The 13,991-nt window shown below is 68.0% G+C and carries 11 protein-coding genes; 5 read left to right on the top strand and 6 right to left on the bottom strand.

What is annotated here, in order from left to right; translation table 11 throughout:
- Positions 1-175: 175 nt before the first annotated feature.
- A complete protein-coding gene (locus ACSYAO_RS19675; protein WP_049461959.1) occupies positions 176-2,353 on the bottom strand; it encodes a primosomal protein N' in 2,178 nt (725 codons plus the stop codon).
- 412 nt (positions 2,354-2,765) lie between these two features.
- Here ACSYAO_RS19675 and ACSYAO_RS19670 point away from each other — a divergent pair, with 412 nt between their 5' ends.
- From ACSYAO_RS19670 to sppA, 4 genes are all read left to right on the top strand, one after another.
- The gene (locus tag ACSYAO_RS19670; RefSeq protein ID WP_032129681.1) at positions 2,766-3,770 is read left to right on the top strand and encodes a hypothetical protein; all 1,005 of its coding nucleotides are present in this window, start codon (positions 2,766-2,768) and stop codon (positions 3,768-3,770) included.
- A complete protein-coding gene (locus ACSYAO_RS19665; protein WP_049423404.1) occupies positions 3,763-4,341 on the top strand; it encodes a DUF3106 domain-containing protein in 579 nt (192 codons plus the stop codon). Before ACSYAO_RS19670 ends, ACSYAO_RS19665 begins: the two co-directional genes overlap by 8 nt.
- A gap of 239 nt (positions 4,342-4,580) precedes the next feature.
- A complete protein-coding gene (locus ACSYAO_RS19660; RefSeq protein ID WP_032129679.1) occupies positions 4,581-5,945 on the top strand; it encodes an MATE family efflux transporter in 1,365 nt (454 codons plus the stop codon).
- A 115-nt stretch (positions 5,946-6,060) separates the two neighbouring features.
- Positions 6,061-7,983, top strand: a complete 1,923-nt coding sequence (gene sppA, locus ACSYAO_RS19655) for a signal peptide peptidase SppA (protein WP_049400998.1) — start codon at positions 6,061-6,063, stop codon at positions 7,981-7,983.
- A gap of 73 nt (positions 7,984-8,056) precedes the next feature.
- Here the strand turns inward: sppA and ACSYAO_RS19650 are convergent, their stop codons facing one another.
- On the bottom strand, positions 8,057-8,269 hold the full coding sequence (locus ACSYAO_RS19650; RefSeq protein ID WP_049400999.1) for a hypothetical protein: 213 nt from the start codon (positions 8,267-8,269) through the stop codon (positions 8,057-8,059).
- A 111-nt stretch (positions 8,270-8,380) separates the two neighbouring features.
- Here ACSYAO_RS19650 and ACSYAO_RS19645 point away from each other — a divergent pair, with 111 nt between their 5' ends.
- Entirely contained in the window at positions 8,381-9,157 is a 777-nt protein-coding gene (locus tag ACSYAO_RS19645; RefSeq protein ID WP_049461960.1) for an SDR family oxidoreductase, read from the top strand.
- A gap of 93 nt (positions 9,158-9,250) precedes the next feature.
- Here the strand turns inward: ACSYAO_RS19645 and ACSYAO_RS19640 are convergent, their stop codons facing one another.
- From ACSYAO_RS19640 to ACSYAO_RS19625, 4 genes are all read right to left on the bottom strand, one after another.
- A complete protein-coding gene (locus ACSYAO_RS19640; RefSeq protein ID WP_049461961.1) occupies positions 9,251-9,997 on the bottom strand; it encodes a hypothetical protein in 747 nt (248 codons plus the stop codon).
- A gap of 35 nt (positions 9,998-10,032) precedes the next feature.
- Entirely contained in the window at positions 10,033-10,710 is a 678-nt protein-coding gene (locus tag ACSYAO_RS19635; protein ID WP_049401000.1) for a DUF4124 domain-containing protein, read from the bottom strand.
- 43 nt (positions 10,711-10,753) lie between these two features.
- Positions 10,754-11,344 carry a Sua5/YciO/YrdC/YwlC family protein gene (locus ACSYAO_RS19630; protein ID WP_019338925.1) on the bottom strand — a complete coding sequence of 197 codons (591 nt, stop codon included), beginning with the start codon at positions 11,342-11,344 and terminating at the stop codon, positions 10,754-10,756.
- Positions 11,345-11,491: 147 nt separating this feature from the next.
- Positions 11,492-13,978: a DNA topoisomerase I gene (locus tag ACSYAO_RS19625; RefSeq protein ID WP_049461962.1), complete on the bottom strand. Its 2,487-nt coding sequence runs from the start codon at positions 13,976-13,978 to the stop codon at positions 11,492-11,494.
- Positions 13,979-13,991: the final 13 nt, after the last annotated feature.

The raw sequence follows: 13,991 nt of genomic DNA, 5'->3' as shown, positions 1-13,991 counted from the left end.
TGGGGATCGCTCGACTCGTCTGTCGGCTAGTATCCGCAGATGCATGCTTGACGGTCCCTCCACCCTGGCTCCTACATACCTCGTAGGAGCCGGGAGGAACATACAAGCTTGCTCGACTGTTTCTGGCGCACGGCAGTCGAGCAAGCTCGACTCTACGCAGCATTGGGCAGCGCCCTCAATACAGATCCGTCGGATCCACATCCAGCGACCAGCGCACCTTGCGTGCCTCCGGCAGCGCATACAGCTGCGGCACCAGCTGGGCCAGCACGCCATGCAGCGGTGGCCGCTGCAGCGCGGACAGCAGCAGCTGGGTGCGCTGGTAGCCGGCACGCCGCGGCATTGGCGCCGGCATCGGCCCGTAGGCCTCGACCACATTCTGTTCCCCCAGCAGTTGCCGCGCCGCCAGCAGGAACGCATTGGCATGCTCGACCTGCTGTGCCTCGGCGCGCATCAGTGCCAGATGCGCGAACGGCGGGAATCCGGCGGCCTGGCGCTGGTTCAACTCGGCCTGCGCGAACAGGTGGTAGCCACCGCTCACCAGGGTTTCCAGCAGCGGATGCCCGGGGTGATGGGTCTGCAGCCAGACCTCGCCGGGATCGCGTGCACGGCCGGCGCGGCCAGCGACCTGGATCAGCTGCTGTGCCAGTTTTTCACTGGCACGGAAGTCGGCCGAGAACAGCCCTTCGTCGATGCCCACCACCACCACCAGTGTCAGCTTCGGCAGGTCGTGGCCCTTGGCCAGGATCTGCGTGCCGACCAGGATGCCGGGTTGGTCGCCCAGCCTCGCCAGCTGCTGTTCCAGTGCGTCGCGTCGTGAGGTGGTGCCGCGGTCGATGCGCACCACCGGAAAATCGGCGAAGGCGGCGGTGAGGTGCTCTTCCAGGCGTTCGGTGCCGATGCCCTGCGGCTGCAGCGCCAGGCTGCCGCAGGCCGGGCATGCCAGCGGCGCCGGTTGCCGCGCACCGCAGTGGTGGCACTGCAGCCGGCGGCCGCCACCATGCACGGTCATCGGTGCATCGCAGCGCTGGCACGGCGCGGTCCATCCGCAGTCGTGGCACAGCAGCACCGGTGCGTAGCCACGGCGGTTCTTGAACACGAGCACCTGCTGGCCACGCTGCAGGTGCTCGCCGATGCCGGCCAGAACATCGGCCGAGAGGCCATCGTGCAATGGCCGTTTGCGCACATCAAGGATGCGCACGCGCGGTGGTCGTGCATCGCCGGCACGCTGCTTCAGGCGCAGGTGGGTGTAGCGCCCGGCATAGGCGTTGTGCAGTGTTTCCAGCGAGGGCGTGGCACTGCCGAGCAGCACGGGAATGCCGAGCGCCTTGGCGCGCACCAGGGCGAAATCGCGCGCGTGGTAGCGGATGCCGTCCTGCTGCTTGTAGCTGCCGTCATGTTCCTCGTCGATGATCAGCAGACCGGCCTGCGGCAGCGGCGTGAACACTGCCGAGCGGGTGCCGACAATGACCCGTGCTTCACCACGTGAGGCGGCTGCCCAGACGCGAGCGCGCTCGTTATCGTTCAAGCCCGAATGCAGCGCATGCACGGCGATGCCGAGGCGGCCGCGGAAGCGTGCCAGGGTCTGCGGAGTCAGGCCGATTTCCGGCACCAGCACCAGCGCCTGCCTGCCCTGTGCCAGGCAATGGATGATCGCCTGCAGGTAGACCTCGGTCTTGCCGCTGCCGGTCACGCCATCCAGCAGGAAAGGCTGGAAGCCGTCGGCGGCGTTGATCGCAGTCACGGCCTCGGCCTGGTCCGGGTTGAGCGTGGGCCCGGGCAGCGGCTGCGCATGCTGCGGTGCCACCGTCATCGCCACGCGCTCGGCCAGTGCACGCTTGGCCAGACTGCGTGCGGCGGTGCGCCAGTCCTCCATGCGTTCGCCCAGTACGTCTTCATCCACCACGGCCTCGGCCAGCAGTTCGGCCAGCTGCCGCGGGCGGCTGCCGGCGCGCAGCTTCCCGCGCTGGGCATGGCCTTCGGGTGTCAGTTGCCAGCCCCAGTGATGGGTGTCGGGCAGGGCCTCGCCGTGGCGCAGCGGGCCGGGCAGGGCAGTGCTGAGTACTTCGCCCAACGGCGCGTGGGTGTAGCGCGCCAGCCACTGCAGGCTCTGCCACAGCTCACCCTGCAGCAGCGGCTGCGGGTCGCACCAGGCCAACGCCTGGCGGAGTCCCTGGCCGTCGTCGGTCTGGCCGTGTCCCACCACCACACCGACCAGCTCACGGTTGCCGAACGGCACCTTCAGGCGGCAGCCGACCGCAACCGTGGGGGCCACGCCCTCCGGCGACAGGTAGTCGAACAGGCGGGGCAGGGGGACGGGCAGGGCGACCTGCAGGGTCGGAATCGGTGAAAGCATCGGGCCAGTGTACCGGGCCATGCGCGCGCGAATGGCGGAGTGGGCGGCGGCGGGGCGGGGTCCGTTGAATCATAAATGTCACCTAAATATCGGTGTCCATTGGAGATTCAGTCTTATCCACATGTTCTGTGGATAACGCTGTGCGTTACCGGTCGGCGGGCGCGCAGGAGGCCGATGGCGACGGCCTCACGCTCGGGTTGGTCAAAAAATCGCCATACTTTAAAATCCATCAAAATCAATGAGTTAAGTGTGAAACAATGCTGAAACAGAGTGAATTCAGCTGGATGCCACAGTTTCCTGCGCAGGCAGCGTGGTGCTGTGCACAACCTGCAGCACGAAGTGCCTGTGGGCGCAAGTCCTACGGGCGCCGATGGCCTGCCGCTATCATGCGGGCAGACCTTTGGAGTGATCGATGACGGCTGTGCCCGCCCCTGTTTCCTCGACCGCGGCCGGCGCGCTGTCGGCGTTCCTGCGAGGCGTTGAACGCCGCGCCCTGGTGGTGGCTGAACTGCAGTGCGGCGATGCTGCCCGGGCCGAACAGACCCTGGTGGCGGTGATGCGCGCGTTTGCGGCGGTCGCCAGTGACCTGCCGATGGCGCAGTGGCCAACCCGCTTCTGGACCCTGCTGGGCCAGCGCCAAGCGCTGCGTGAGCCGGTGGGCGGCCAGTGGGAGCCGCCGCTTGCCGCCTTGGGCCAGATGGGACCGTTGCCGCGCCTGGCGCTGTTGCTGCGGGTGGGCGGCAGCCTGGATGAAGGTATCGCCACGCGCGTGCTCGACCAGGACGAAGCCGGCTACCAGCAGTTGCTGGCCGATGCCTGCCCGCGTGACGCGCACGGCCAGCCCGACGCCTCGGCCTGGCGCCAGCTGGCCGAACAGGTGCAGCTGCGCATCCGCGATCTGCCCGTCAAACGCCTGCAGCAGCTGCAACAGCCGGCCGCACCGACGAACAGCAGTGAAGCGCCGACCTCCAGCTGGCGCACCCCGCAGCGCGACGAGCGGGCTGCAGCCACTGGCAAGCGCCGCCGCGCCAATGCCAAGCCGCGCTGGCGCGGTCCGTTGATCCTGCTGATAACCGTGGTGGTACTGCTGGCCGCCGCGCTGGGCTGGCGCCATTGGCAGGGACATTCGTTCGGCAGCGACGCACCGCTGCCGGAAGGCGTGGTTGGTGAGGCGGGTCCCGTCACGGTGGAAGCACTGCCGCCGAGCAAGGTCAATGCCACGCCGGACGCGACCCCTGCGCAGGCGACGGACGACGCCACGATGCTGGCCGACCGCGACTATCCGCTGGTGGCCGATGCCGATCTGTATGCATGGACCGCCGCGGGCGGCCCGCTGCCGGTGGACGAGTCGCAATCCAAGCCGAGTCGGCCGGAGCCGGCCAGCGCCACGCTGGAAACCGCTGCTGCCGATGAATAAGACCGTATTCGCCAGCCTGCTGCTGGCCCTGCCGTTGTCGCTGTCCGCCGCGCCGCAGACCTTGAACGTGCCGCTGCCGCCGCCAGTGCCGGGCAGTTCACCGGCGGCCCCGGCCACCACAGGTACGACGCCCGCTGCGTTCGCCCAGCTCGATGCCCAGCAGCAGCGCCAGCGCCGCGCCGACTACGCCGCATGGCGGGCATTGCCGGAGGGCGAGCGTGAGCGGATCCGTCAGGCCGCTGCGCGATTCAATGCGTTGCCGGCCGACCAGCAGCAGCGCCTGCGCCAGCAGTTCCAGGCGCAGGACCAGGCCTTCCGCGAAGGCTGGCGGCTGGGCCCGCAGCTGGGCCTGGAGTTCCCCAAGCTGCACGGCCTGTTCGGCTTCGTGCCGCCGGAACAGCGCGAGGCCGCGCTGGCCGTGCTGCGCCAGCTCAGCCCGGCGCAGCTGGCCCAACTGACCTTGGTGGCACAGCGCACGCCACCGCAGGAGCGCGACAAGGTCCGCGGCGCGTTCCTCGCGGTGCCGCCGGCCGAGCGCGATACCTGGCTCAAGCGCCAGGCCGGGCAGTAGAAAGAAAAGGGGACGGAGGGGATTAAGTCGTATTCGGCACAGTCGGGCTTGAAACGACTTAATCCCCTCCGTCCCCTTTTTCTGTTCGTAACGTGATCGCAACGCGTGATGCCGGGGCCTGCCGGAACCCAGCATTCACGCCATGTCATGGGAATGCGCGCGCTGCACGCGTAAGATGGCGGCCCGCAACCCGGTGCCTGTGCCCTTCGCGCGCAACCGTAGTTCGCGTCAAGCACCTTATGTCTACTGCAACCTCCACGCCGCGCTTCAGCAAGGAAGTCGGCGCTACCGGTCTGCTCGCCCTGCCGCTTGTGCTCGGGCATGTGTCCACCGGTCTGATCTCCTTCGTCGACAATGTCATTGCCGGCCACCACGCCACGGCGACCCTGGCCGCGGTGACCATCGGCACCGCCCTGCTGTGGCTGCCGATGCTGATCCCGATCGGCACCCTGATCTCACTCACCGCCTCGGTGTCGCAGCTGCATGGCGCTGGCCGCGAGCGCGAGATCGGCCCGCTGTTCCGCCAGGCACTGTGGCTGGCGCTGGGCCTGGGCCTGATCATGTTCACCTTCCTCACCGTGGTGCCGCCGCTGCTGCCTGCGTTCGGCATCGCACCGGACATCGTGCCGGGGGCCACCGCGTTCCTGCACGCGGTGCGCTGGGGCGGACCTGCGCTGACCCTGTACTTCTGCATGCGCTATCTCAGCGAGGGCATGCACTGGACGCTGCCGACCATGCTGCTCGGCTTCGGTGGCCTGCTGGTGCTGGCACCGATGGGCTACGTGCTGGCCAACGGCAAGCTCGGCTTCCCGGAAATGGGCGCCGAGGGCCTGGGCATCGCTTCGGCGGTGATGATGTGGCTGCAGGCGATCGCCTTCGCCACCTACCTGTGGTTCACCAAGCGCTTTGCCCACCTGCAGCTGTTCTCGCACTTCGAAGGACCGCGCTGGAAGGCGATCTGGGACCTGCTGCGCACTGGCCTGCCGATCGGCATCACCGTGCTGATGGAGGGCGGCCTGTTCATCGTCACCGCGCTGCTGATCGGCCGCCTTGGTGCCAATGAAGCGGCCGCGCACCAGATTGCGATCAACGTCGCCCAGCTGTGCTTCATGATCCCGATGGGCGTGGCCGAGGCCACCACCGTGCGCGTCGGCCATGCGGTCGGTCGTGGCGATGGCTTCGGCGTGCGGCGCGCGGCCTGGGCCGGCTACGCGATCATCATGGGTACGCAGACGTTGTCGGCAGCGGTGCTGCTGTTCGGCCATGACGCCATCGTCGGTGTCTACACCAACGACCTGGCGGTGGCCGGCCTGGCCTCCACCCTGCTGCTGTACGCGGCCACCTTCCAGTTCCCGGATGGCATCCAGGTGCTGTCGGCCGGCGCGCTGCGCGGGCTGAAGGACACCCGCGTGCCGATGTTCATCGCCATGTTCGCGTACTGGGGCCTGGGCATGCCGCTCGGCGCCGGGCTCGGCCTGGGCCTGGGCATGGGCCCGCAGGGCATGTGGATCGGCCTGATCGTCGGCCTGACCGCCGCCGCCATCCTGATGGGCTGGCGCCTGCGTCGCAGCAGCCTGCGCATCGGCCAATCGATGTTGTCCTGATCGTCCCGCCCGCCCTGCCGACCCATGGCGGGCGATCCCCTGACTTGTGTCCGATGCCGCATCACACGGCACCGGCTATGCTGGCACCACGGCAAGAAGCCATCCGGAGCGTTCCATGAATCAACCCGTGCCCCCGCTGCCCCCGGCGCGTCGCAACCCCGTCGCCAGTTTCTTCATCGGGCTGTGGGACGTCATGAACTTCACCCGCCGGTTGATCCTCAACCTGGTGTTCTTCGGCCTGCTGTTCCTGCTGCTGGTGATGTTCGTCATCGCCGCCGGCATGGGCGCCGGTGCCAGCAAATCGCTGCAGGACCGCACGACCCTGGTGATCGCGCCGGAAGGCCGCCTGGTCGAGCAGTTCAGCGCTGACCCGGTCAGCCGCGCGCTGGCCAAGGCGGTGGGCGACAACGGTGCCGAAGAGATCCAGCTGCGCGACCTGCTGCGGGTGATCGAGTCGGCCAAGGAAGACAAGAAGATCGAGCGCGTGGTGCTGGAGCTGGACAAGCTGCAGCCGTCGGGCTTCGCTTCGCTGCGTGAAGTGGCCGCGGCACTGCAGGACCTGCGTGCGTCCGGCAAGCAGCTGGTGGCCTACAGCGAGAGCATGGGCCAGTCGCAGTACCTGCTGGCCGCACAGGCCGACGAGGTCTACCTGGACCCGATGGGGTCGGTGGTGCTCGAGGGCCTGGGCCGCTATCGCCAGTACTTCCGCACCGGCCTGCAGGACAAGCTGGGTGTGGACGTGCACCTGTTCAAGGTGGGCGAGTACAAGTCCGCCGCCGAACCCTACGTGCTCGACGCCGCTTCGCCGGCCTCCAAGGAAGCTGACCTGTTCTGGATGAACGACGTGTGGCAGCGCTACCTGGGCGACATCGCCAAGGCCCGCCGCCTGGATCCGGCACAGCTGGCTGCCGGCATCGACACGCTGCCGGAAGGCATCGCCGCTGCCGGTGGTGACCTGGCCAAGTTCGCCCTGCAGCAGAAGCTGGTGACGTCGCTGAAGACCCGCGAGGAATTCGAGGATCTGATGATCGAGCGCGGCGTGGCTGACGACGATGCCGACGGTGGTTTCCGCAACATCGACTTCGGCTCCTACCTGGGCCAGCTCGATGCGCGCCGCAACCCGGTCGACAGCCGTCCGCAGGTGGCGGTGGTGGTGGCTGCCGGCGAAATCAGCGGTGGCGACCTGCCGGCCGGCCGCATCGGTGGCGAATCGACCTCGGCGCTGCTGCGTGCCGCGCGTGACGACGAGAACGTGAAGGCCGTGGTGCTGCGCGTGGATTCGCCGGGTGGTGAAGTGTTCGCCTCCGAGCAGATCCGCCGCGAAGTGGTGGCCCTGCAGGCCGCCGGCAAGCCGGTGGTGGTGTCGATGGGCGACCTGGCCGCCTCCGGTGGCTACTGGATCAGCATGAATGCCGATCGCATCTATGCCGATCCGTCGACCATCACCGGTTCGATCGGCATCTTCGGCATGGTGCCGAACTTCAGCCGCGCGCTGGACAAGATCGGCGTGCACACCGACGGTGTCGGCACCACCCGTTTCGCCGGTGCGTTCGATGTCACCCGCCCGATGGATCCGGCCGTGGGCCAGGTCATCCAGTCGGTGATCAACAAGGGTTACGCCGACTTCACCGGTCGCGTCGCCGACGCCCGCAAGAAGCCGGTCGAGGCCGTCGACGAAGTGGCCCGTGGACGCGTGTGGAGCGGTGCGCAGGCCAAGGAACGTGGCCTGGTCGATGCCTTCGGTGGCCTGAAGGATGCGGTGGCCGATGCCGCCAGCCGCGCCAAGCTGGGCAAGGCTGATGCCTACCGCGTGCGTTACATCGAGAAGGCGGCAACGCCGTTCGCGCAGTTCGTCAGCGGTTTCGCCGGCAGCCGTGCAGGTGCCTGGATGCTGTCCGACTCGGGCATGGCGCGGATGGTGCTGGCGCGCACGATGCCCGAAGTGGATACGCAGCTGCGATTTGTCGAGAACGCGGCCCGCGAGAAGGGCAACGGCACGCCGGTGAAGGCGCTGGCGTACTGCTTCTGCGGGTTCTGATCGGAGGCCATCCACGCACGGCGTGGATCTACTGGAAGCGCCCGGCCTCGGCCGGGCGTTTTCGTCTGCGGGGTTACTGCGTCGCGTCGGCTTCCGCCTTGCGCTCACGCGCGGCGGCATCGTCCACGGTCTTCTGCACGCCCTTGGCGCGGTCCAGCGGTTCGTTGATTGCGCGCGACATCGCCCGGGGCACCGGTGGCTTTTCCGGGTTCGGCGCCGGTGGGCGCTGGCAGCCCGCCAGCAGCGCGGTGGCCAGCAGGGACGTGGACAGGATCAGGATGCGCATGGCGGCACTCCGTGATGGGCGTGCGGGCAGTGTCGCATCCTCGGCAGGGGGCGGCCGTGAGCGCGTATCCTTGCCGCATCGAAACACAGCGGGCGCGGCCCGGGAGAACACATGACCCAGCAACGGTGGCGCCTGGACGGCCAGACCGCCCTGATCACCGGCGCCAGCGCCGGCATCGGCCTGGCCATCGCGCATGAACTGGCTGGCTTCGGCGCCGATCTGATGATCGTCGGCCGTGATATCGACATGCTGGAGACCGCGCGCGACGAACTGCTGGACGTGTATCCGCAGATGCAGGTGCATGCGCTGGCCGCCGATGTCTCAGACGACGAGGACCGCCGCCAGATCCTGGACTGGGTGGAGGACCATAGTGATGGCCTGCACATCCTGGTCAACAACGCCGGCGGCAATGTCACCAAGGCGGCCACGGAGTATTCCGAGGACGAATGGCGGAAGATCTTCGAGACCAACCTGTTCTCGGCCTTCGAGCTGTCGCGCTATGCACATCCGTTGCTGGCACGCCACGCGTCGTCATCCATCGTCAACGTCGGCAGCGTGTCCGGCCTGACCCATGTGCGCAGCGGCGTGGTCTACGGCATGACCAAGGCGGCGATGCATCAGATGACCCGCAACCTGGCCGTCGAGTGGGCCGAGGATGGCATCCGGGTCAACGCGGTGGCGCCGTGGTACATCCGCACGCGGCGCACGTCCGGTCCGTTGGCGGACCCGGACTACTACGAGGAAGTGATCAACCGCACGCCGATGCGTCGTATCGGCGAGCCGGAGGAAGTGGCCGCAGCCGTGGGCTTCCTGTGCCTGCCGGCGGCCGGCTATGTGACCGGCGAGTGCATCGCGGTGGACGGCGGTTTCCTGCGCTACGGGTTCTGATCTTTCAGCAGGTAGTGCCGACCGCTGGCCGGCAACTGCAATCATCTGCAGATCCTGTGGTTGCCGGCCAGCGGCCGGCACTACCGGTGGCTGTCACCCCGGTACCGGGCAGTTGCTGGCCTCCAGCACGCCCTGCAGCCGTTCGCGTTCACCGCGCACGGTATCGCGGTTCTCCGGCGCGGCGAAGCGCTCACGGCCGCGGGCATCGCGGAAGCGCTGCTGCCAACCACCGCAGCGCTGCGCTTCGGGAAGCGCTTCGCAGTGGTCGCGCACCACTTCACAGCTGGCGGCATTCACCGGCGTCACTCCGCCAAGGCCCTGTACCGTCATCAGCTCGCAGCGGCCGGGCGCGGCTTCGTACTCGTACAGGTAGCCGCCGCCCTGGCTGTCGGTGCACTGGAAGATCGGAGGAAGCGGCGGCTTCGGTGGACCGTCACCTGCGGCGGCGCGGGCCTCGGCATCGCGGCGCAGCGTCGCGCTGTCGAGGATCTGGTCGTCTCCTGCGTGTTCGACCATGCCTGCTTCCATGATCGTGCGTCCTTCGTCCGCGCGTCGCGGTTTTGCTGGGGCCGCAGGGGCAACAGCCGGTCCGGCCGGCACCGGCGCGGGTGTTTCAACGGGCGCGGATGCAGGTTCGGCGGCTACAGGCGCAGCGGCGGCCGCCTGCGAGTTGGCCGGGTCGGGGATGCGCAGCACCTGCTGCTTGCTGCCGGTGGCGCACGGCGTGCGCTGCAGGGTAGGGACGTCACTGCTGCTGGAGGTACAGCGGTAGATCACGCCCTCTTCGGCCAACGCGCTTCCGGGCAGCAGCACCAGGAGCAGCCAGATCACTCGGTTCATGCGCACAGCGTACAGGCTGCGACGGCGTGCTGCGCTCAGCGTTCGCAATCGCGCGACAGGCGCGCATCGATACCGCGCTGTTCGTTGCTGATGGCGGTGCGTTCACTCTGCAGCGCGCTGTTGTAACGGCGATCCAGCTCCCAGCGGCGGTCACTCAGCCGTGCGCAGACTTCCTGTGGTGGCAACGCATGGCAGCTGTCGCGGACCAGCACGCTGCCGGCCGGCACCTGCACGTCCATGCCGATCGAGGGGCGGCGATAACCCGTGCCTTCGCCGATCGGCGTGCCGATGGCCGGGCGTGGTCCGGGATAGGCTGGACCACGATGGCCGTGCGGCAGCCAGACACTGGTCCACAGTGGCACCCAGCGCGGATTGCCTTCGTTGTTGTCGCTGGTATAGCGCCGTCCGTCCTCGCTCACGCACTCGTACATCGGCTGCGGCGGCTGGATGTAGACGTGGCGGACTTCGCGCTCGCGGATGACCGGGGTTTCGCTGGGCGGCGGAGGCGTGGCATCACTGCGCACCACCCGTGGAGCGGGATCGCGCGGGCGCTGCAGGTCGCGCACCTGCTGGCGGCCGCTGTTGCACGGCCTGTCCTGCAGGGCGACGGCACCGTTGCTGGCAACGCAGCGGTAGACACGCACGTCCTCGGCCGCGGGTGCCGTCCACGGCAGCAGCAGGCACAGGCTCAAGGTGGCGCGCAGCAGGGTCATGGCGGCAGGGTGCGTGATTGTCCGCAGCAGCGCAATCGCCGGCTCAGGAGCGCAGCACGTTGCCGCTGAGCGCGTCGCGGATCGGGGTGGGCTGGGCCAGGCCGCCGGTCTGCCCATCGAGGATGCCGTCGAGCAGGCGCAGCAGGCGCGGGTCCAGTTCTTCGCGGCTGCGCGCTGGTGGTTCGCCGGCCAGGTTGGCACTGGTGGAGACCAGCGGGCCGCCCCAGGCGCGGCAGAGTTCGGCCACCAGCGGGTGCGCGCTGATGCGCACCGCGATACCGCTGTGTTCGCCGGTGACCCAGGGCTGCGCGCGCGGGCCGGCAGGCAGGATCCAGGTGTTGGCACCGGGCCAGCTGGCCAGCACCGCGCGCTGGCGGGCGTCGGGCAGCGCCTGCAGTCGCACCCAGCCTTCCAGCTGCGCCAGTTCGGCCGCGACCAGGATCATGCCTTTCTCGATCGGGCGCTGCTTCAGCCGCAGCACCATGTGCACCGCAGCTTCGTGCGAGGGATCACAGCCCAGGCCCCAGACCGCTTCGGTCGGGTAGGCGATCACGCCGCCCGCGCGGAGCGTGGCGACAGCAGAGTCCAGGGTGAGTTCTTTCATGGCGGCGACCGGCCCGGCGTGGGCCTTCATTATCCCCCTGCCGCGTGCAGAAGGGGTGGACCCTGGCACACGGTAGTGCCGGCCGCTGGCCGGCATCAGCGGTAGGTAATGACTGCTTATGGTGGGTGCGGACCGTTAGTCCGCACACCTTGACCCTCATCCACGCATGGCGTGGATCTACTTCTTTGCAGCGGCCTTCTTCGCCGAGGCTTTCTTCGCAGCAGCCTTCTTCACCGCTTTCTTTGCCGGGGCCTTCTTGGCAGGCGCTTTCTTTGCAGCGGCCTTCTTCGGCGCCGCTTCCTTCTTCACCGCGGCCTTCTTTGCCGGGGCCTTCTTCGCGGCAGCCTTCTTGGCGCCGAAGCCCTTGCGCACCGGCTTGCCGGTTTCTTCCATCAGCTGCTGCACTTCGGCCAAGGTAAGCGAGGCCGGCTCGCGATCCTTGGGGATCTTGCCGTTCATCTTGCCGTCGCTGATGTACGGGCCGAAACGGCCGTTCAGCACCTGGATGTCGCTGCCCTCGAACTCCTTGATGATCCGGTTGCGCGCGATCTCTTCCTTCTCTTCGACGAGGAACACGGCGCGGGCCAGGTCGATGGTGTACGGGTCGTCTTCCTTCTTCAGCGAGGCATAGGTGCTGCCGCGCTTGGCGAACGGGCCGAAGCGGCCGATGCCGACGCTGACCGGCTCGCCCTTGTCCTCACCCAGCGCGCGTGGCATCAGGAACAGTTCCAGCGCGTCTTCCAGGGAGATGGTGTGCATCGACTGGCCGGGGCGCAGCGAGGCGAACTTCGGCTTCTCCTCGGCGTCCTCGGCGGTGCTGCCGATGGCCGCATAGGGCCCGAAGCGGCCCAGGCGCACGCTGACCGGCTTGCCGGTCTTGGGGTCGGTGCCGAGCTCGCGCGCGCCACTGGCCTCGGCACGGTCGACCGATTCCTTCTTGTCTTCCACCAGCTCCTTGAACGGCTCCCAGAAGCGGGCCATCAGCGGGATCCACTCTTCTTCGCCACGCGAGACGGCGTCGAGCTCGTCTTCCAGCTTGGCGGTGAAGTCGTAGTCCACGTACCGGGTGAAGTGGCTGGACAGGAACTTGGACACCGCGCGGCCGACGTCGGACGGGCGGAAGCTGCGGCCTTCCATTTCCACGTACTTGCGGAACAGCAGGGTCTGGATGATCGAGGCGTAGGTCGAGGGACGGCCGATGCCGTACTCTTCCAGCGCCTTCACCAGCGCCGCTTCGGTGTAGCGCGGCGGCGGCTGGGTGAAATGCTGTTCGGCCTGGATGCGTTCCAGCGGCACGCGGTCGCCGGGCTTCATCGCCGGCAGCTTGCGGCCTTCGTCCTCGTCTTCGGCGCTCTTGTTGTCCTTGCCTTCTTCGTACACGGCCAGGAAGCCGGGCACCACCACGGTGGTGCCGCTGGCGCGGAACACGTGTTCGCTGCCGGCGGACAGATCGACGCTGACGGTGTTGAGGGTGGCCGGAATCATCTGGCAGGCCACCGCACGCTTCCAGATCAGCTCGTACAGCTTGCGCTCGTCATCGGTCAGGTAGCGCGCCACCTGCGCAGGCGTGCGCAGCGCCGAGGTCGGGCGCACCGCTTCGTGCGCTTCCTGGGCGTTCTTCGACTTGGTCTGGTAGGTGTTCGGCTGGTCCGGCAGCGAGGCGATGCCGTAGTCGCGGGCGATCACGTCGCGGATCTCGGCCAGCGCGTCCTGCGACAGGTTCACCGAGTCGGTACGCATGTACGAGATCAGGCCGACGGTGCCTTCGTCACCGATCGCCACGCCTTCATACAGCTTCTGCGCCACCTGCATGGTCTTGCGGGTGGTGAAGCCGAGCTTGCGCGAGGCTTCCTGCTGCAGGGTGGAGGTGGTGAACGGCGGCGCCGGGCGGCGCTTGCGCTCCTTGCTGGCCACATCGGTGACATGCAGCGAGCCCTGCGCGGCCTGCTGGATGCGCAGGCGGGCGGCCTCGGCGGTGTCGCCGTCGGTGATGGTGAACTGTTCGAACTTCTGCCCGTCCAGCTTGATCAGCTTGGCGTTGAAGTGCTGCGACGGGTGCGCGCACTCGGCGGCGATCGACCAGTATTCGCGGGCAATGAAGGCTTCGATCTCTTCCTCGCGCTCGACGATCATGCGCAGCGCCGGGCTCTGCACGCGGCCGGCGGACAGGCCGCGCTGGACCTTGCGCCACAGCACCGGCGACAGGTTGAAACCGACCAGGTAATCCAGCGCGCGGCGCGCCTGCTGGGCGTCGACCAGGTCGCTGGCGATCGCGCGCGGCTGGCTGATCGCTTCCTTGATGGCGCGCGGGGTGATCTCGGTGAACACCACGCGCTGCATCGGCTTGTCCTTGACCAGCCCGCGTTCCTTCAGGATCTCGGCGATGTGCCAGCTGATCGCTTCACCCTCGCGATCCGGGTCGGTCGCCAGCAGGATGTCGTCGGCGCCCTTGGCGGCCTTGGCGATCGCATCGACATGCTTTTCGTTCTTGTCGATCACGTCGTAGTGCATGGCGAACCCGTTGTCCGGGTCGACTGCGCCTTCCTTCGGGATCAGGTCGCGCACGTGCCCATACGAGGCCAGGACCGTGTAGTCCTTGCCGAGGTATTTGTTGATCGTCTTGGCCTTGGCCGGCGATTCGACGATGAGCAGGTGCTTGGGCATGTCAGGAAAGGTC

The sequence above is a fragment of the Stenotrophomonas sp. STK16_22 genome, from assembly GCF_051984505.1.
GTDB lineage: Bacteria > Pseudomonadota > Gammaproteobacteria > Xanthomonadales > Xanthomonadaceae > Stenotrophomonas > Stenotrophomonas maltophilia_A.
This window is presented reverse-complemented; position numbering and strand designations above follow the sequence as displayed.